This is a genomic window from Streptomyces sp. NPDC051320, assembly GCF_040682175.1.
Lineage (GTDB): Bacteria > Actinomycetota > Actinomycetes > Streptomycetales > Streptomycetaceae > Streptomyces.
The window spans coordinates 14,593-32,916 of the sequence record NZ_JBFBAL010000026.1; the positions used below are offsets into that span (position 1 = coordinate 14,593).

13 protein-coding genes and 4 pseudogenes are annotated in these 18,324 nt (G+C 67.5%); 4 read left to right on the forward strand and 13 right to left on the reverse strand.

Annotation, left to right across the window (positions count from 1 at the left end; genetic code table 11):
• Positions 1-27 precede the first annotated feature (27 nt).
• From AB0M87_RS32110 to AB0M87_RS32150, 9 genes are all read right to left on the reverse strand, one after another.
• Entirely contained in the window at positions 28-1,536 is a 1,509-nt protein-coding gene (locus AB0M87_RS32110; protein WP_365859280.1) for a ParB/RepB/Spo0J family partition protein, read from the reverse strand.
• A 218-nt stretch (positions 1,537-1,754) separates the two neighbouring features.
• Complete coding sequence (locus AB0M87_RS32115; protein WP_365859282.1) at positions 1,755-3,206, reverse strand: hypothetical protein; 1,452 nt, start codon at positions 3,204-3,206, stop codon at positions 1,755-1,757.
• Between the two features lie 119 nt (positions 3,207-3,325).
• Positions 3,326-3,799, reverse strand: coding sequence for a hypothetical protein (locus AB0M87_RS32120; protein ID WP_365859284.1), 474 nt, complete (start codon positions 3,797-3,799; stop codon positions 3,326-3,328).
• A 318-nt stretch (positions 3,800-4,117) separates the two neighbouring features.
• Positions 4,118-4,828: a hypothetical protein gene (locus AB0M87_RS32125; protein ID WP_365859286.1), complete on the reverse strand. Its 711-nt coding sequence runs from the start codon at positions 4,826-4,828 to the stop codon at positions 4,118-4,120.
• Between the two features lie 126 nt (positions 4,829-4,954).
• Entirely contained in the window at positions 4,955-5,554 is a 600-nt protein-coding gene (locus AB0M87_RS32130) for a transposase (protein ID WP_365859288.1), read from the reverse strand.
• A complete protein-coding gene (locus AB0M87_RS32135) occupies positions 5,479-6,018 on the reverse strand; it encodes a winged helix-turn-helix domain-containing protein (RefSeq protein WP_365859290.1) in 540 nt (179 codons plus the stop codon). Before AB0M87_RS32135 ends, AB0M87_RS32130 begins: the two co-directional genes overlap by 76 nt.
• Positions 6,019-6,408: 390 nt before the next feature.
• The gene (locus AB0M87_RS32140; RefSeq protein ID WP_365859292.1) at positions 6,409-7,413 is read right to left on the reverse strand and encodes a DUF932 domain-containing protein; all 1,005 of its coding nucleotides are present in this window, start codon (positions 7,411-7,413) and stop codon (positions 6,409-6,411) included.
• Between the two features lie 148 nt (positions 7,414-7,561).
• Positions 7,562-8,110 (reverse strand): hypothetical protein, encoded by a 549-nt coding sequence (locus AB0M87_RS32145; RefSeq protein WP_365859294.1) that lies wholly within the window; start codon positions 8,108-8,110, stop codon positions 7,562-7,564.
• Positions 8,111-8,175: 65 nt separating this feature from the next.
• Positions 8,176-8,523 (reverse strand): hypothetical protein, encoded by a 348-nt coding sequence (locus tag AB0M87_RS32150; protein WP_365859296.1) that lies wholly within the window; start codon positions 8,521-8,523, stop codon positions 8,176-8,178.
• 1,694 nt (positions 8,524-10,217) lie between these two features.
• Between AB0M87_RS32150 and AB0M87_RS32155 the strand changes: the two genes are divergently transcribed.
• A complete protein-coding gene (locus AB0M87_RS32155; RefSeq protein WP_365859298.1) occupies positions 10,218-12,878 on the forward strand; it encodes a Helicase associated domain protein in 2,661 nt (886 codons plus the stop codon).
• A gap of 431 nt (positions 12,879-13,309) precedes the next feature.
• Positions 13,310-14,110 (forward strand): maleylpyruvate isomerase family mycothiol-dependent enzyme, encoded by an 801-nt coding sequence (locus tag AB0M87_RS32160; RefSeq protein WP_365859300.1) that lies wholly within the window; start codon positions 13,310-13,312, stop codon positions 14,108-14,110.
• 242 nt (positions 14,111-14,352) lie between these two features.
• Here AB0M87_RS32160 and AB0M87_RS32165 read toward each other — a convergent pair whose 3' ends face one another.
• Positions 14,353-15,054, reverse strand: a complete 702-nt coding sequence (locus AB0M87_RS32165; RefSeq protein WP_365859302.1) for a TetR/AcrR family transcriptional regulator — start codon at positions 15,052-15,054, stop codon at positions 14,353-14,355.
• Positions 15,055-15,381: 327 nt separating this feature from the next.
• On the opposite strand from AB0M87_RS32165, the pseudogene AB0M87_RS32170 reads away from it, so the two are divergent.
• Both AB0M87_RS32170 and AB0M87_RS32175 read left to right on the forward strand, forming a co-directional pair.
• Positions 15,382-15,872: pseudogene (locus tag AB0M87_RS32170) on the forward strand (2Fe-2S iron-sulfur cluster-binding protein).
• Positions 15,869-16,723: a xanthine dehydrogenase family protein subunit M gene (locus tag AB0M87_RS32175; RefSeq protein WP_365859304.1), complete on the forward strand. Its 855-nt coding sequence runs from the start codon at positions 15,869-15,871 to the stop codon at positions 16,721-16,723. The pseudogene AB0M87_RS32170 and the gene AB0M87_RS32175 overlap by 4 nt, the downstream one beginning before the upstream one ends.
• Positions 16,724-17,202: 479 nt before the next feature.
• Here the strand turns inward: AB0M87_RS32175 and AB0M87_RS32180 are convergent.
• The 3 pseudogenes from AB0M87_RS32180 to AB0M87_RS32190 form a co-directional block, all read right to left on the reverse strand.
• Positions 17,203-17,604, reverse strand: a pseudogene (locus AB0M87_RS32180) (recombinase family protein); the annotation flags it as partial.
• Positions 17,605-17,792: 188 nt separating this feature from the next.
• A pseudogene (locus tag AB0M87_RS32185) lies at positions 17,793-18,065 on the reverse strand (transcriptional regulator); the annotation flags it as partial.
• 40 nt (positions 18,066-18,105) lie between these two features.
• Positions 18,106-18,234 (reverse strand): annotated as a pseudogene (locus AB0M87_RS32190) (IS256 family transposase); the annotation flags it as partial.
• Between the last annotated feature and the right edge of the window lie 90 nt (positions 18,235-18,324).

The following is an 18,324-nucleotide window of genomic DNA, read 5'->3' on the forward strand; positions in this document are numbered from 1 at the left end:
CGAGGTAAGGGGCGGTGAGCTGGGTCGTCAGGCCGCCGAACCGGTGGTGAGCTGGGGCCGGTGCGGAGCGAGTGCCTCGGTCTCGACCTCGGAGAGCGGGTAGCCGAGCACTTCGAGAAAGACCAGCCACTTCACCTGCGGGGCGAAGAGACTCGCCCATGCCTTGTCTTCACGCAGGCTGTACTCACAGGCCGCAGCGGCGTGGGCGAACAGGGCGTGCCACTCCCTCGCCTTGCCAGTGCGCTCGACCAGCGCGTCGAAGGTGCCGACGCTGCGGGTGCCCGCCACCGTTGTGCTGCCCTGGGGCTCCTTGATGCCCAGGAACCGGGCTACGTCCTCGGTCTTGCCCTTCGTGACCCACTGCCGGTAGTGCTCCGGGGTGCTCATCACCGTGCGCAGTGCGAGCTTGCGGGCCTCGTCGGGCAGCGTCTTGCCCTGGCAGAGCCCCGCGATGAAGTCCTTGCGGACCTCCCGCGCGGCTTTCCACGCCTTGTTGTGGCTGATCGTCTTCTGTCGCTCCGCCCTCTTGGCCTCATCCACCGGGGCCTTGGGCTGCTTCGCCTCGGCGGTGAGCCTGTGCCCGTACTTCTCCGGGTCGGAGCAGTGCCATACCGGGCGGTGCTCGTCGTCGAGACGGGCGCTGTGTCCTTCGCATCCGGCATGCATCTGCTCGGTGATCGGGTTGAGAAGCCCGGTCGTGAGCTGGGACAGCGGGCGGGACAGATCTTTCTCGCCCCACCCAAACCGGGACTTGAGCAGCGGGACCCGGGCGTCGGTGAGAGCCTTGACGGCCGCTTCGCGGGCTTTGGTCTCCTCCAGGTCCTGCCGCAGCAATGCCATGGCGTGGTCCCAGTGACCGCGCCCGCCCTTGCCCTCGTCCGCGTCCTTGGCCTGGGCGCGGCTGAGCTGCTGGAGTGCGCCGGGCGCATCCTGCACCTCGTAGAACTCGGCGAGCTGCTCCAGGTCCATGCCCTCGGCCGTGGCCATGCGCAGGTCTGTATCACTGAGCTTGGCGGCCTTCTTCGCCGTCTTGGCGGCGTCGCCCCTGAGCCCGAGCGCGCGGGTGGCTTTGGTGCGCTCCACGTCGCTCATGCCGATCAGAGCGACTTCGACGGCTTGCACGGTGTCTCGTTCGCTCATGCCCTGGCGTACGTCGTTCTCGACGAGAGACAGGAAGCGGGTCCAGCTGTCCTTGTCTGCCAGATCGGTGCGGATGTAGGCGCGCACCTTCTGGAGGGGGCGCTCCTCCTGCTCGGCGCTGGCGTTGGCGATCTGCGCGGCCTGGGCGCGCCGCCACCCCTTGAACGCCGTGTAGGTGCCGTTGGGACCGGGCCGCACGCTGATCGGGTCCTGGACTCCGATGGCTTTGACGGAGGAGATCAGGTCGGTGTCGGGCTCGGTGTCGGAGGTCCGGGCGTTCTGCTCGTCACGCCGGACGGCATCCGGGTCGAGGAACACGGCCTGGAGCTCCGGGTCCGGCGATTCGGAGGGTTCCTGGACGGCGGTGCGTGAACGGGACTTGATCGCGGTGGCCATGTCGGCTCCTTGCTCGTGTGCTGACGTTCTTTGGGCGGTGTCGGGGAGGTGCCAACCTCTCGACATGTTCAATAACACCTTTGATTTGGGGTGGGGCAACCTAATAAGAGGCAGTCCCACCCCGGCGGCTGCTGTCCCGCCAATCGGGCCGCTGTTGAGCGAGGTTACGGATTCAGTTTGACGGCTGCGCGGTACACGAGAGCCAATTCGTCATCTTCTCAGCGGGCGCCAGTGTTGGCGTAGAGCTGGTCGATTACCTCCTCGTTCACGTCCCGCGTGATCATGATCGCCTTGTGGCAGTAGTAACCCTGGTCGTCATACCCTCGGTCGTGTACCTCGAACGACTTGCCCGACTTTGAGACGTGCTGCGCAGCGATGCCCGTCGCCATTGGAACTCCTCTGCCGATTGCTCGGGATCTTGTGGACATGTTCCATAATACCCATGCCGCTGGTTGTGGCAACCGAATATCTCGGAGGCCTACCCCTCCACCTCGCTCAGCGCCGGAACTCCACACGCACGCGGCCGGACCACGTGGCCGCCCAGCGGCCTGGCCTGGCAAGGCAGGCAGGCAGGCAGCGTAGGCTGCCAAGTCCTTGTCGAAGCGCCGACTGGCCACCGGCGGACCGTAACGGCGCTGTCCGGGACGTGCATCTCCCCAGGGGTCCAGCAGGCGATGCACGTAGGCCACAGAGCGGTCCCCTCGCAGGATAAGAAACCCCGGAACATCGGCGTAATTGACCGACGCGACGCCATACGGCATATGGCCCGACCGGGCCAGGTCAACGGCCAGGCAACGGAGTTCAGCCCACTCGACCGCGGCTGCACTCAGACCTGGCAAGGCAAGCGACGCGTGTCCGCAGTTGCGCCGCCTCTCCGCCTCGGCATTCAGCTCCTCGGCGAGCTCCTGGACCCGCTTCTCGTCGGTACAGCCGCGCACAGAAGCTCCCGTATGGCTATCCACCAGGTCCCGCACCCCCGGCCGGTCAAGTGACGCCGTGACGGCGTAACGTGCCGCACCCGCCTCCGGGGCCGGCGGCGCGAAGAACACCACATCGCCCCTGCGGGTCTCGGTGGTCGATAGACCGTCGCGGCGCAGCGCGTCCGCAAGATACGGCGACATCGCCACAACGGCTCGATCCCTCATTGCCTGATCGCTCAACCCACTCTGCCACCGGACAGCAGGGCGGGAACTGCCGCGGCTGCGCCGCGGATCCAGGACCCACCCGCCACTGCTGTGTTCCCCGAAAGCCGGGGCCACCTTGTTCAGGGCTGCGCTCACGCGCTTGGCATCCACTGCACTGTGCTTCCGATCGGGCTCCGCCTGATCTGCTGGCTGTGCAGAGCGCTGCTCGCGCAGCTGGGTCACGGCATCGGCGTGAGCGGGCAGAAGCTTGCGCCGGACGTGAGCAGCAGCGTGCCTCGCACCACAACGGGCCGTGACGGTAACCGGTTTGACGCTGATGCCGAGCGATGCGGCGGCAGAAGGAAGCTGCACGCTGATCGCGACACGCCCGGTCCTCACGGGCAGCAGGCCCAGAGCGCGCCCCTCATCATCGATGACAAGGGCTTCCAGCCCGTCGCTGCTCAGCTCGACTCGGCAATTGGAGCCGAGTGCCAGGGAAAACTCGCCGGCGAACTCCGCGAATTCCGCGGCCGAAAGCAAGGTCATGACAGGGATCTCCTTCTTCAGATGGTGGGCAGACACAGCGTGACTGCTGACGCCTGTGGGCGGTGAGTGCCGTAGGGGCGCGGCGGCGTGATCCGCGCCCCTACGGCCATTCACGGGTGCTACGCGTCGCGGGCGGGCTGAGGCAGCGTGATCCCCGCGCGGTAGGTCACGTTGGGCTCCGGAGAGATCGGTTCTCCCGTTTCGTGATGGGTGCAGTAGGCGCTGAACACCTCGCCTTCCGTGATCGGAGACAGCCACCTCCCCCGCACACGCCAGCCCCGGACAATCTCTTCTTCGGCCCCGGGGCCTCGACGGCTACGCACGACCAGACCACCGAGCGCGCCGGTGAAGGATTTGGCGAGCAGAGCGGTTAGGGCATCGAGTTCACCGGCGTCGCAGGCGGCGGCGCCCAGTGCATCGAGCTCCATGATTTCGACATGTGCGGCCGCCATGCTCCCTTCGTGTGCGAGCACGATGATGTGTTCCCCACTGCCCAGGCTCATGATCAATCGAGTAACTGCGCTCTTGGCGCGGTCACTCATCGACGTGTGAGCGGTCGGCGTGTTGCTGGCCTCGTTCTCGGGCTGCTCCATTGGTCCTCCAAAACTGTGGGCGTGAGCGTGCTTGGGCGGCTGGTGGTCGATTACCAGCCCTGCGGGTAGGGCTGTGGAAAGATCCGCTTCGGCGGGACGTCACTGGGGCGCCGGGGGCGGGGGATTCGCGGAATCGCCGGTCGGTTGTCGTCAGACGGCATGGAGTACCTCCGGGATCGGGACGGGGCAGGGCATGTTCAGATGGCCCGCGGAAGGGCCGAAGCGGGTGGGGCTGAGTGGGGAGGCAAGCCGGCGCTGTCGGCAAGAGTCCTGCTGCTGCGTCCCGGGGCGCTGAGCCGCTCAGTGCCCCGGGACGGTTCAGGCTGCGGCCACCGGTCGGTCCGGGACACGCTTCGGTTGTCCGGCACGGCTCGCAAGACCTTCACGTTCAGCCAGAAAGTGGCTCAGGATGCGGCGTTCATTGGCCGCGAACCCGTCCAAGTCCACCGCCCAGAGCGGCGACCAGGTAGCACGATGCGCTAGTCCGTCTTTCCGGTAGGTGAGCAGCAACGCCAGCAGCGGAGAGGGCTGGGTTGCGCCTCCCATACGAGCCAAGAGCCACCACCCTTGAAGGCTGCGTCGGCCTTCTGCGCGGGCCTGCTGCGCCTTCTGCTCGTAGCGGCGCACCTCCGATTCAGCATGGGTGATCATTGGTGCCAGCCAGGCACGGAGCCTCGGTGTCTCCAGCCTTCGCGCCAGCCGGAGCATGGCGCCAAGGTCGCTGCGGGCTTCGTAGTCGGCTCCGCAACCGAGCATCACGGCGCGCAGAGTCCCACTCATCCGGGGCGTGGCCTCCCGGTCCTGCAGATCTTGCAGAGCCCAGGGTTGGTGCCAGCCCTCCGGGTCATCGGCAGGGTGGGCCAGTTCTCGAATGAGGCAGCCCGTAAAAGCGCGCCCCCGGATCCTCGGCAGCGGCTCGGCAGGAAATTCGTGCAGAGCGTTGGCCGACCCAAGGCTGATCCGCAGCGCACGGAAGTCGTCCCACTGATGGGGTCGGTGTGTCGGGCAGACATGCACCGTGCCCCGCACGGCACCTTTCAGCCCGTAGATAACCGAGCCGGTCTCGTCGGGGGCGGTGGGCTCTGCGCGGACGGTCCCGGACGCGGTACGGATACTGAACTTGAATGTGTGATGTCGGCTGACCGTGGTCCGTGGTCAGCTGCCTATGGTCAGGCCGGTGCCCATGAGGCAGCCGTCGATGAGGTGCGGTCGGTACTGGGTCTTCTTGAGGCTGCGCTTCACGGCGGCGGCGAGCTGGTCGAGGTTCGCGGCGGCGAGGTTGCCGATGGTCCGTTTCACCAGAGACCAGATGCCTTCCTGCGGGTTGAGGTCGGGTGCGTAGGACGGGAAGTGGAAAACGGTCAGCCAGTCCTCGTTCGCGGCGATGAAGTCCTTCATCTGCGGCATGAGGTGGGTACGCAGGTTGTCCCAGACCAGGACGATGGGGCCCTTGAGCTGGTTGTGCGCCCTCACGATGAGGTCGCGATAGTCCTGCCAGGTGAACCCTTTGGGTTCGCCCTTCCGGCCCCGGTGGACGCGGAAACTGTAGATCAGCCTTGACCGGTCTCCGCGACGGAAGCAGGTCATTCCCGCCATCGAAACCCGTCCCGAGCCACGGCCCCGGACGCGCACGACCGGAGTCTGGCCGACCCGGCCCCAGGACCTCGCACGTGGCGGCCTCAGCGACTGGCCGGCCTCGTCCTCGAAGACGATCCAGGCGCCGCGGGCCGCCGCTGTGCTTTTACCTGCGGCCACACCTCCTTCTTCCACAACTCCACTGCTTCGTCGTCCCGTTCGATCGCTCTGCGGGCCGGCTGCTGCCAGGACCAGCCGTGCCGCTTCAGCAGCCGCCATGTCCCCTCCACCGTGTAGCCGACGTGGAACAACCGCCCGATCAACGTCTTCACCCGCGCCAGTGTCCAGCGCTGATCCGTCCAGCCGTGGGCGAGCGGACCACGCTCCAACTCGCGCTCAAGCTTCGTGATTTGAGCTACAGAAAGTTGCGGACGGCCTGGCGACCCCTTCGACCGGACACCTTCCTCACCCCGCTCCCGCCACTGCCGGCGCCAGCGCTCCACCGACCGCTCACTCACCCGCAGCGCGGCCGCGATCTCCCTGTTCTTCCTGCCATCCTCGAAACCACCGACCGCCTCCAGCCGGATCCGCTCCCTCGCCACCCTCTTGGCATCGGTCAAACCGCCGCCCTGCGCGTATCTCACACCACACAGCTACCGACCCGGCTCAGACCCTGTCAGGCGAACGACCCGACATCACCCAATCAAGTTCAGTAGCCAACATGATTCCTCCTGGGCGCAGCGGTGCAGCGAAAAGAGCGGGGGCGGGAGCGGTGGCTGTTTTGCCATTGGCCCCCGCGCAGCGGGTGGGGCATCGCTTCGCGATTGCCCGAGCGAGGCCCCCCGCTTCGCGCGGGGCGGTGAGGGACGGGGGCGGTGGAGCGCTGCGCGCTCCCGGAGCGGAGGGCTGATCCGCTCTGCGGATGCAGCTGGCGCGGGGCGCTTCGCACCCCCCGGCGGGGGCGGCCGGCCCCGGTGCCCCGGCTCGCTGGAGGGGTGGGGGCGCTGGGTGGCCAGCGCCCCCACCCGGGTGCGCTAGACCGTGGTCAGGGCGAAGGCGCGTTCCATCAGCGCATCGGCGCTGCCGGTGATGATGCGCTCCGCGCGGGCTGCGGTCTTCTCCTCGGCGGTGCGGCCTCGGCTCGGGGCAAAGTGGTTCGCGTACTCGGTCAAGGCGTTGTACCCGGCCCAGCGCGTTCCCCGGATCTCCGCCTGAGTGTCAGCCTGCGAGAACAAGTGGCTGATCTGTCCCCAACGCTGCTCACTGTTGGTCTTCGCGCGGCCCTTGTCGCTCTTCGGCCCGTCCCACAGCTTGTCCACCACGGTGCGCAGCTCGGAGAGCGTCATCTCTGCCTCGATCATCCGCTGTGCGGCCTGCTCGAACTGCTCGGTGTACTCCCACACGAGCCCCAGGGCTTGGCGGGCCTGCGCGATGCGGGCTTTTGCACCGGCGGTGTGGCGTACCGCGTACGAGGAAACAGCCCCCTTGATCGCTGCACGCTGGGTGTTTGCGCACACGACACGTACCGGAGTGACCACTACCCGGAAAGCCGTGCTGCCGTCGTGGCTGTTGAAAGCCGCGATGTACAGATCCGTACGGTCCCGGCCTCCCAGCGTCATGCCGGTAGGAAGCTTCATGGTCAGAAACACCTGTCGACCGCCCTTGAGCGATCCGGCCGTTTCGAAATGCGCGCCCGACTCGTCCGCAAGCAGGTTCAGAAACTCGGCGTGCTCCTCGTTCTGAACCGGGTGGTAGTCGGTCCCCACCACGCCCAGAGTCTCCGTGGTCCCGGTCTTCGGGTGGGTGCGCACGCTCGCATAGTGGCTCGGCACCTCGATGCTGCGCACGCCTTCTGGCGTGATGTCCGTGGCGCTGAGGCCCAGAAGGCGCACATCCCATCCGGACAGGTACGCGGTCGCCATTGCTTCCTCGGCCGTCATAGCGCCGGTGGTGACAGTTCCCAGGCCGTGCCACGCGCTCTGACGGGCTGAGACGAATGCGGCGGAACCATCGGCGAACTGCTCAATCTCGTGAGCCACGGGGGCTCTCTCCCTTCGGTTGACGATCTTTCGGCGTTGTCGAGGGCGCCAACCTCTCGACATGTTCCATAATACTGTGGTTGCGGGGTGGGGCAACCGAATTAACCCGGCGCCCCACCCCAGAAACCCGACTTCCCGACGGGAGGGACTACCGCCGGAAGAACTCCGGCAGGGCAGTCACGCTCTTCCGATTCACTCCAGTTGCCACCACACGGAACCGCAGACCGGTCCAGCGGCTGATCTCATACTTGATGGTCGTCCGCCCGTCCCGTTCCGCTACCTCGTCCCGTCGGGTCACCCAGTAGACGCCGTGGCGGCTGGTCAGGCTGCCGTGATAGTCGACGCTCTGGAGCACGCGCGGGCCGTCCTCCCCTGAGACCGACACGCCTCGCTGCGCGGTTTCCAGTGCAGCTCGCAGCGTGGAACCGGGCAGGGGTACGTCTGTGAGCGCGGGGCCGGTGTGGCCTCCCCGTACCCCGTAGACCCAGCCGACCTGGAAGGCGGCGCGGACGGCGCTCCCGTGCTCACCGCTGAGCATCTCGAACGGGGGGAAACCGGGTGCGGGCGACAGGTCCGCCGCGTCTTCCAGCATGCGCTGATACGCGGGCGCGAGCTGCTCCCGCTCCTCCTGAGTGATCCGGCGCGGAATCGCGCGACGGTCGGCCGTGGGCGCGAGCTGGGTCATGGTCGTAGTCATGCTGAGTTCCTCCTACTGGACGTGGTTGGGGTGGGCCGCCCGGTTCTCCGGGCGGCCCGTTGCGGCTAGACCAGTCCCTTGGTGTGGAAGAACTCACTGATGCGATACGCGATTGCACGGGCCGGAAGGGATGAGCCCTTGACCGTGCCAAGAATGCGCGGGCCGGTCTCGCTCTCATGCACGATGTTGAATTCAAAGCCTGCCGCAACCGGCATCATGATGACGACCGGTCCAGCGGCGGTTTCGATCCGAATTCCGGTGTAATTCTCGTCCAGATTATGAACGACCTTCGCGCCTGCCAGGAGCTGCGGCAGAGGAAGGTAGTTGGCGATGGTGCGGGCCCTCTGGGCATTGAGCGAGTCGGGCCCGGCCGCCTCGGCGCTTACCTTGCCTTCGGCGATGATGAGTTCCATTTGCGTGCCTTCCAGTTGACGATCTTTCGGCGTTGTCGAGGGCGCCAACCTCTCGACATGTTCCATAATACATAACAAGCGGCTCTGATCCAACACCCCACCAGCCCCGGCGTGTCGGCGGCCCCTTGGGGCCGCGCATCTCTTGAACCACCTCTTGGCACTCACTCTTGTGCCATCCCTTGAAGGGTCTCTTGACCCCGACCACGTACCGGAACCAGATAAGCGCAGGCCACCCCAGGCATGAGGCACCATCAAAAGTCAGGCATCCCCTCTACCGCCTTCTACTCCCTGCCCTGTGTGTGGTGTGGGTGGGCGTGGTCGTGGCAGGCGGCTTCGGGGAGCGGCCACGGGTGTTCTTCTGTTGCGCGTCGGCAAAGCCTCCGCGCGAGGCTGGGCCGCTGGGGACGTTGTTGGCGTCTTGCACACATCAGATAGCCGCGTGTGACCTCATTGGGCCCATCTCGCTGCTTTGGACACAAGCGGTGATATTCAACCTCTGGGCGGGCCGAGGTACTGGGCAGTGACTCAAGGGGTTGGCAAGGAGTGTGACCTCGTTCTACCAAAAATACATGCTGCATCAAAGAATTGATTTGAGACATGAACGGCTCTAACCTTGACGCACTAACCATAGAGACTCGATCAGAGAACCGGCCGAATGCTCAATAGCAAGAGCTCATCCGCGTGCCCCCGAAAGTGAGCGGGCGTCAGAGGTAGGGAGATCTCAGCAACATCTTGCACCCGATGGGGTGCGCACCCGCGTGCGGCGGGGTAGGTGACGGGCCATCACCTACAGGGATAGAGCTAGCTTTTCGGGATCCTACACAGGCCTACAGTGGTGCACCCACCTTCCCCTGTAGCCAGCCGTTTCGGCGAAGCCGGAACTAGGCGGGGGAGCGAAGCGGACCTGCCTGTTTTCCGGAATTTAAGCGAAGCGGAATTCCGAATTCCCGCAACGCGGGAATTAAAAGGCGCGAAGCGCCTTTCACGAATTGCGAAGCAATTCGTTTCGCTTGCACATCGCGCAGCGATGTGGTACCCGCTCCGCGTGAGCGCTAGCGGGTGGCTGCGCCACCCGCACACCCTGCTTGCTGCGCAAGCAGGGTGACGGTCCGTCCGCTGCGCTCCCGGACCGGCGGGGCTCCGCCCCGCCATCAGGCTTTCGCTTTGCTCCAGTCTGACCGGCGGGTCCGCTGCGCTCCCCCGCCTGACGGGCCTTCCGGCTGCGCCTCCAGAACCGTTGGGGCCCGCTGGCGCGGGCCGGGTTGGCTACGGGGGGTGGGGGGCGCTCGTTCGTGTGGATTCCACTGTAGCGCATACATCAGGTTGATGCGGCATGTATCATTGGCGAAAATGACGGACATGCTGTGGCTTGGTTGAAAGGGCTAGTCGATCCAGTCTTTCCAGCGAGGATGAGCGGGTTCGCATTGTCCCCTCTCGATTGCTCGCTGGTGAGCATCTTTCAGGCTCTCCGGGCTTCCGAAAGAAGAGAAGACGCAGACAGGGTAGACCGGCTGCATGCCGTACCAACCGACTGATATGAGGAGCAGGAGCAGGAGAGAGGCGAGGAGGTGCTTCCACGTTGGAGGACCTGAGGTAGGACGGATCACGCAGAGAGCGTAAGGCAGCCAAGAGCTGTCGGATCACCTGTTACCCATGCGTCCCATGTATGCCAGCTCACCCCAGAAATGGACATTATGACTTTCGTTCAGCTCCGAAAGCATCAGGTCGACCAGAAGTCAGCATTTCGTCGGTGGGTGGGATTACCTGCAAGGTCATCTGTGCCCCCGCAGGGTGCCCGGGGCACGATCGTGTCAGCGACCGGGTCGGGCAAGACGATCATGGCCGCCGCGTGCGCGCTGGAGAGCTTCGCGGACGGTCGGATCCTCGTGACCGTGCCGACCCTGGACCTGCTCGCGCAGACCGCCCAGGCGTGGCGCCTGGTGGGCCACCGGGCCCCGATGGTCGCGGTGTGCTCGCTGGAGAACGATGCGGTGCTGAACGAGCTGGGGGTGCGCACCACCACCAACCCGATCCAGCTCGCCCTGTGGGCCGGGCACGGGCCCGTCGTCGTGTTCGCCACGTACGCCTCTCTCGTGGACCGCGAGGACATCGACGCCCCCGTGGGCCAGCGGAAGGTTCGCGGGCCGCTGGAGGCCGCTCTGGCGGGCGGAGAGCGCCTCTACGGGCAGCAGATGGCCCCGTTCGACTGCGCCATCGTGGATGAGGCTCATGGAACGGCCGGTGATCTTGGACGTCCGTGGGCAGCAATCCACGACAACCAGCGGATCCCGGCGGACTTCCGGCTCTACCTGACCGCGACTCCGCGCATCCTCGCTGCGGCCCGGCCGCAGAAGGACGCGGAAGGCCAGGAGGCGGAGATCGCGACCATGTCGGACGACCCGGAGGGCACCTACGGCGCGTGGCTCGCGGAGCTGGGGCTCTCGGAGGCGATCGAGCGGGAGATCCTCGCGGGGTTCGAGATCGACGTCCTGGAGATCCGCGATCCCTCGCCGGTCCTCGGGGAGTCGGAGGAGGCGCGGCGGGGCCGGCGCCTGGCCCTGTTGCAGACCGCGCTCCTGGAGCACGCGGCGGCGTACAACCTGCGTACGGTCATGACGTTCCACCAGAAGGTCGAAGAGGCCCGCGCGTTCGCTGACAAGCTGCCCGAGACGGCTGCCGAGCTTTACCTGAACGACGCCTCCGACGCCGATCTGTCCGCCGCCGACAAGCTGCCGAAGTCGTCGATCGACGCGGAGTTCTACGAGCTGGAGACCGGCCGCCACGTCCCGCCGGACCGGGTGTGGTCGGCGTGGCTGTGTGGCGACCATCTCGTGGCCGAGCGGCGCGAGGTCCTGCGCCAGTTCGCCAACGGCATCGACGCGGCCGGGCGCCGGGTCCACCGCGCCTTCCTCGCCAGCGTTCGCGTGCTCGGGGAAGGCGTCGACATCACCGGCGAGCGGGGAGTCGACTCGATCTGCTTCGCGGACACCCGCGGCTCGCAGGTGGAGATCGTGCAGAACATCGGCCGGGCGCTGAGGCTCAACAAGGACGGCTCCACCAAGGTCGCCAGGATCATCGTGCCGGTGTTCCTGGAGCCCGGCGAGGACCCGACCGACATGGTCGCCAGCGCCAGCTTCCGCCCCCTTGTAGCCGTCCTCCAGGGCCTTCGCTCGCATGATGATCGACTTGTCGAGCAGCTCGCTTCCCGTGCCCTCAGCAGCGGCAAGCGCACCGTCCATGTCCAGCGTGACGAGGACGGGCACATCGTCGGGGCCGGCGGCGAAGGCGACGGCGAGGACCAGGAGGACGACGACACCCAGGCCGCCGCCGAAGCCGCCCTACTCCACTTCTCCAGCCCCCGCGACGCCGCCACGATCGCCGCCTTCCTGCGGACCCGGGTCTACCGGCCGGAGTCCTTGGTCTGGCTGGAGGGCTACCAAGCCCTCATCCGATGGCGGGCAGAGAACGAGATCACCGGCGTCCACGCCGTTCCCTACGACACCGAGGTCGAAGTCGGCGTCACGAAGTCCTTTCCGCTTGGCCGCTGGGTCCACCAACAGCGGAAAGCGCTGCGGGCCGGGGAGCTGGAGGAGCGGCGCAAGACGCTGCTGGACGCCCCGGAGGCCGGGATGGTGTGGGAGCCAGGCGAGGAAGCGTGGGAGAGCAAGCTCGCCGCCCTGCGGTCCTACCGCCGGGCCACCGGGCACCTGGCCCCGCGTCAGGACGCTGTCTGGGGCGAGGGCGAGACGATGATGCCCATCGGCCAGCACTTGGCCAACCTCCGCCGTACGGGCGGCCTCGGCAAGGACCCGCAGCGGGCCGCCGTGCGCGCACAGCAGCTGGACGCAGTCGATGAAGACTGGGACTGCCCGTGGCCGCTGAACTGGCAACGCCACTACCGCGTCCTCGCCGACCTCGTCGACGCCGACGGCCACCTGCCCGACATCGCACCCGGCGTCACCTTCGACGGCGACGACCTCGGACGCTGGCTCCAGCGGCAAGCGAGCTCCTGGGCTCAGCTGTCGCAGGAGCAGCAGGAGCGGCTGTCCAAGCTGGGCATGCAGCCCGTCCAGGCGCCGTCTCCGGCCCCGGCGGCCACCCGCACGACAAAGGGCCCGAGCAAGGGGCAGCAGGCATTCCAGCGAGGACTTGCGGCCCTCGCCCAGTGGGTCGAACGGGAAGGCACCCACCGACCCGTGCCGCGCGGCCACGCTGAAGAGATCACGGTCGTCGGCGAGACGGAGCCGGTCGTCGTGAAACTTGGCGTATGGACATCGAACGCCCGCGCGAGGCGCGACAAACTCACCCAGGAGCAGCTGGACTCGCTGCGGAAGCTGGGCGTGGACTGGGCCTGACTCGGTCTGGCGCTGAGCCGCAGCGCGCGACAGCCCGGGCCGCAATGACCTGGGCTGCCGGGCTTGGGCCCATGCTGGCGGTGAGTGGCTGTTGTCGTTCCGAACTTGAGGAGTGCTGGTCGAACGGGAGTCGCCTGAACTCCCGACCCGACCGGTCTTCCCCCGCCGTCGTGACCTCCCCGTCCATCACTTCGAGCGGCAGCATGACCGCGCACACCGGGTGGAGTTCACGTCGCCGAGGTGCCTGGCCACTCGGCGAGACCAGAGCACCCACAGGCGCGACGCCTGGCGTACCGCCACCACCGGCGTCCTCGCAGCGGTGCGCAGCCTGTCACCCGAGCGGTGGGAGGCGAGGACGTCCGCAATGGCCAACCGGCGGCGACTGTGAAAATCGCTGTCCGGTCACCGGAGCACGGTGATAGACATCCGGCGTGGAAAAGAATCTTGAGTTCCCCGACCTGTTGCGACTGATCGATGAACGGTCGATCGCCTTCCGCGCCGTGGTCGCCGCCGCGCCCGGTCTCGACGCACAGGTGCCGACCTGCCCTGGGTGGACGCTGTTCGATCTGGTGAAGCACCTGGGTGGGGGAGACCGTTTCTGGGCCGCCATCGTCGGCGCGGGGCCCGCCGACGCTCCCCCAGCAGAGGCTGTCGCCGCGCGCGCCGCTCTGGAAGCGCCGCAGGAGCGTGAGGCCCTGCTGGCCTGGCTGGACGCGTCGACGCAGCTTCTGCTGGGCGCCCTGCGCGCGGCGGGACCGGAGAGCGGTTGCTGGACGTGGTGGCCCGCGTCGCAGTCACCGCAGACCGCCGGCGGCACCGCCCGGCACCGGGTCCAGGAGACCGCGGTGCATACCTACGACGCCCAGCTCGCCGGGGGCACCCCGCAGCCGCTGCCGGTCGAGCTGGCACTCGACGGTGTGGAGGAGTTCCTGTTCACCGTCTGCGCAACGCCGAGTGCCTGGCCGCACAAGCCCACGGCCTTCGACTTCCACGCTGCCGAGGGCCGCTCCTGGCGCCTCACCGTCGACGGCGACGGCGCACGCACCACCCGCATCCCCGCGCCCCCTGCCGCGACCGGCCAGGACTCGGACGCAGCTGGCGCCTCCATCCGCGGCACGGCCAGTGAGCTGGTCCTCTACCTGTACGACCGGATCCAGGCCGACTCCTTGCACGTTGACGGAGACGCAGGGCTGCTCGACCTGCTCCGCGCCTGGGAGCCGGAGGAGAAGTAGGACGTAGCGGGGGCGGTTGTGCAGCGCCTCGAGCCGGTAAGTAGCTGTTGTCGTTCCGATCTTGAGGGGTGGGTGTCGATAGGGAGTCTCGATCGGGTGATCGCGGCTGGTCGTGGGTATGAAGGCAGAGCCTCTTGGTAGCTCGGGGTTGCGAAGCCGACCGAGATCCAGGAGACCCGTAGACCCCTGCCTCGAACGCTTCCCTGATCATCGCCGCTGCCTCAGGAGCGCCCTGAGCCGAGTCAGGTCCGGTCGAGTGCCGGTGAAGGCTGTCGAGGTGCGCCGACGGCGTAGCCGTTGAGGAACAGCGTCACTGCCCGCTCGACGGTCGCGGTGAGTCTCTCCTCGGTGATGGTCTCGCCGAGCATGGTGCGCTCGCGTAGTTCGCCGTAGGCGAGCATCCCGAACTGGCGGCTGGCGGCCTCGGGGTCGGTGATCGCCACGGTGCCGGCGGTGGCCTGCTCGCGTAGATAGGTGGTGAGCGTCGAACGGATCACCTCCGTCGTCGAGGTGAAGATCTCGGCGAGCTGGGGGAAGCGGACGACCTCGCTGATGATCAGCCGGTACATGGCCACGACGCGCGGTGAGGTCCAGTCCCGGGCGATCTGCATCCCGTATCGGGTCAGCACCTGTGCGGGTTCGCCGGTCATGGTGGGCATGCCGTCCAGCACGGCTTCGCGTGCTCCGCTGATGTAGTCCTCGAGCACCGCGAGGAGCAGGGCGTCCTTGGTCGGGAAGCGGGCGTAGATCGTCTTCTTGGACATCCCGGCGTCGCGGGCGATGCGCGAGACGCTGGCCTCGGCGAATCCTCGCGTGACGAATTCGGCGCCGGCGACCGAGAGGAGGTGACGCGTGCGTGCCGCGAGCGTGGCCTGTGGCGGCCGGCCGGGGCTTATGTTCGCCGGGCGCTGCCGGCTCGGGGCGGGTGGCTTCTCGGTCGACATGGTTCCGACATGGCACACCGGGTGTGACCGGGGAAAACATCTGATTGGCAAAGGAACCCGCGCGTTCCTTTAATGGGTTACAGGCAACCTGCACGCTTCCCGACGACGAGGCTGGTGCCAGCGGCAACGCCGTTCCGGAGATCCCGGCCGGAGCGACACGGTGGGGGAATACCGCGTGATCCACGGGACGGCCACCACGGGATCCGCTTCGGCGGACACGAGCTGGGCAGCGACGCTGCCCTCGTCTCCCGGAAACGATTTCTGCGCCAACTCCCACACACGTCGGCGACCCACGCCACCGGTCGTTCGATCCTCACACTGAAGGACATGAGTCCGATGCCCGAGCTACGCCTGCGGATCAACGGGGAGAAACACAAAGCGGACGTCTCGCCTCAGGTCAGCCTGCTCGACGTGCTCCGTGAACACCTGTGGTTGACCGGCACCAAGAAGGGCTGTGATCAGGGGGCGTGCGGCGCCTGCACGGTGCTGGTCGACGGGCGGCGCATCGTGTCGTGCCTGGCCCTGGCGATGCAGTACGAAGCCGGGAGATCACCACGATCGAGGGCGTCGACCACCCGGTGCAGGAGGCGTTCGTGGGCCACGACGGCCTGCAGTGCGGCTACTGCACGCCGGGACAGATCTGCTCGGCGATCGGAATGCTCGACGAGTACGCCGCGGGCGCGCCGAGCGCCGCCACCGAAGGGCCGGCCCCTGAAGCGCTGACACCTGCGGAGATCCGCGAGCGTATGAGCGGCAACATCTGCCGCTGCGGGGCCTACAACGGCATCGCCGAGGCGATCCAGGAGGTCGCGTCATGAAGACCTTCACCTACCTGCGCGCCGCCGACGTCGACGCCGCCCTGCAGCGGATCACGGTTGAGCCGGGTGCCAGGTTCCTCGGCGGCGGCACCAACCTCGTCGACCTCATGCGCGAGGGCATCGAGGCGCCCGAGACGCTGATCGACATCACCCGGCTGCCGCTGGACGGCATCGAGGAACTCCCCGACGGCGGGCTGCGCATCGGCGCGCTCGTCCCCAACAGCGACCTGGCCGCCCATCCAACCGTGCGCGGTCGGTACCCGTTGCTGTCGCAGGCGATCCTGCTGGGCGCCACCGGGCAGATCCGCAACATGGCGACGGTCGGCGGGAATCTGCTGCAGCGCACCCGCTGCCTCTACTTCTACGACGAGGCCTCGGCGTGCAACAAGCGGGAGCCGGGCTCCGGCTGCGCGGCGCGGGAAGGCTTCAACCGGGGCAACGCGGTGCTCGGCACCAGCGACGACTGCGTCGCGACCCACCCCTCGGACACGGCCGTTGCCCTGGCGGCGATCGACGCCGTCGTCGAGGTCCGCAGCAGCCGCGGCACCCGGCGCATCCCGCTGACGGAATTCCACCTCCTGCCGGGTACGACGCCGCACCTGGAGTCGCAGCTGGAACGCGATGAGCTGATCACCGCGGTCGAGCTGCCGCCGCTCGCGGTCGCCGCCCATTCGCATTACCGCAAGGTCCGCGACCGCGCGTCATACGCCTTCGCCCTGGTCTCGGTCGCCGCCGCGTTGGAGGTCGGCTCTGACGGCCGGATCGCCGACGTCCGGCTGGCGTTGGGGTATCGCCGAGGTGAGCCCAAAAGGGGCCATGGGATGATCTTGGTTACTGCCCGAGGATGCTGACGCGGCTCGCGGCGGGCCTTGCGCTGCGCAGGGATCGCCGCGGCGTTATCGAGCGGCTGGCAGCGGTCAAGAAGTTGGCGGTGTACCGCCGGGATGGCGCTGACGCGCAGGGTGTAGCCCTGGCCGCGCCGTACGGTCGCGCCCTGGTCGAGCGCGGCCCGCTCGGCTTCGTCCAGCTCGGCGGCGCGGAGGAAGTCGGCGACCTTGCCCGGCATGTCGAGGACGACCGGCAGCTCCGGGGCCGGGGCGCCCGGGTCGATGGCCGTGTACTCGGGCAGGAGGTCGGCGACGGCCGTGCGGATGGCGCCGCGGCTGACCTCATGGTCGCGGGCGAGGGCGGCGATCGAGCGACCTTCCAGGTACGCCGCGCGCACGTCGTCGGTCTTCCGGGCGGGGACGGCCGGGCGGCGCCCGCCCTTGTTGCCCTTCGCCGCGGCGGCCCGCAGCCCGTCGTACGTCAGCTCGCGCTGGAGGTCGCGCTGGAGTTCGCCGGCGGCGGCGAGGGTCTGCACCATGAACTTCACCGTGGACAGCAGCTCTCCGGTGCGCGGGTGGCGGGCGGTGAGGTCCATCGCGGAGAACGCGCCGTCGTGGATGCGCAGGGCCATACGGTCACGGTGGAGAACATCAAGCACGTCAAGGATGTGCCCGGTGCCGCGCACGAGGCGGAACATCTCGGAGATGTGCACGGTGTCGCCTGGCCGTGCGTAGATGAGCAGTTCGCCGAACTTCGGGCGCTCAAGCGGGTGGAGGCGGCTGGAGGTGCCGGGGTTCTCCTCGAAGACGACCGGGTCCTCGATCCCGGCCTCGTCCAGGACGAGGTTCTGACGATCGGTCGACTGCTGGTCGGTCGACACCCGCTTGTAGACCAGGTTGGCCATGCCGCTCCCCGTTGTGGTGGTCGCATCCGACCTTGGCTGTCAGCAAACCCTGTCATCAGCCGTCATCGGATCTCATTGGATCGAGGCCCCGGAAAGTCCGGGTTCATTGGACGCCTGCGGCGCCTGTCGTCATTCGTTCGTTTGACGACAGGTAGGCAAGCCAGGGCGGGATGGTCGTCTGGAGAGCTTCAGTCGCTTGGGTGCTGTGTGAGAGTGGGGTGTGTGGCGGCCCAGGAGGCGAGCAGACGCAGGCCCTCTTCGGAGGGTGAGGCGGGTTCGGCGGTGTAGATGGTGAGGGTCAGGCCGGGAGCGGCGGCCATCTCCAGGCCCTCGAAGGCCAGGGTGAGGTCGCCGACGGCCTGGTGGTGGAAGTGCTTGGTGCCGGTGCCGTGGTGGCGGACGTTGTGGGCGCCCCAGCGGGTACGGAAGGCGTCGCTGCGGGTGGACAGCTCTCCGACGAGGGGGTCTGTCCAACGAACGGTGTAATTCGGGTTGTTGAGGTTACTGTCGGGCGGCGGTGAGACGGCCGTCGAAGGTGATGTCGAAGGCGTTCAGTGCGGCCTTCCAGCGCATGGTCCAGCGGGCTTGTCCCTTGCCCGTCGGGTCCAGAGACATGATCGCCATGTAGACACCTCAGGGCGCTAACTCGTCAAGCGGCGACGGCAAGGTGGGCTGCGAAGGCAGTGCCTTCTTCGAACTGCGTGCGGTGCTGGAGGCAGT

Bases quoted from the DNA above. Each gene is read 5' to 3' on its own strand.
- AB0M87_RS32110 (WP_365859280.1), bottom strand. From the start codon at position 1,536: ATGGCCACCGCGATCAAGTCCCGTTCACGCACCGCCGTCCAGGAACCC.
- AB0M87_RS32115 (WP_365859282.1), bottom strand. From the start codon at position 3,206: ATGACCTTGCTTTCGGCCGCGGAATTCGCGGAGTTCGCCGGCGAGTTT.
- AB0M87_RS32120 (WP_365859284.1), bottom strand. From the start codon at position 3,799: ATGGAGCAGCCCGAGAACGAGGCCAGCAACACGCCGACCGCTCACACG.
- AB0M87_RS32145 (WP_365859294.1), bottom strand. From the start codon at position 8,110: ATGACTACGACCATGACCCAGCTCGCGCCCACGGCCGACCGTCGCGCG.
- AB0M87_RS32150 (WP_365859296.1), bottom strand. From the start codon at position 8,523: ATGGAACTCATCATCGCCGAAGGCAAGGTAAGCGCCGAGGCGGCCGGG.
- AB0M87_RS32155 (WP_365859298.1), top strand. From the start codon at position 10,218: ATGACTTTCGTTCAGCTCCGAAAGCATCAGGTCGACCAGAAGTCAGCA.
- AB0M87_RS32165 (WP_365859302.1), bottom strand. From the start codon at position 15,054: ATGTCGACCGAGAAGCCACCCGCCCCGAGCCGGCAGCGCCCGGCGAAC.
- AB0M87_RS32175 (WP_365859304.1), top strand. From the start codon at position 15,869: ATGAAGACCTTCACCTACCTGCGCGCCGCCGACGTCGACGCCGCCCTG.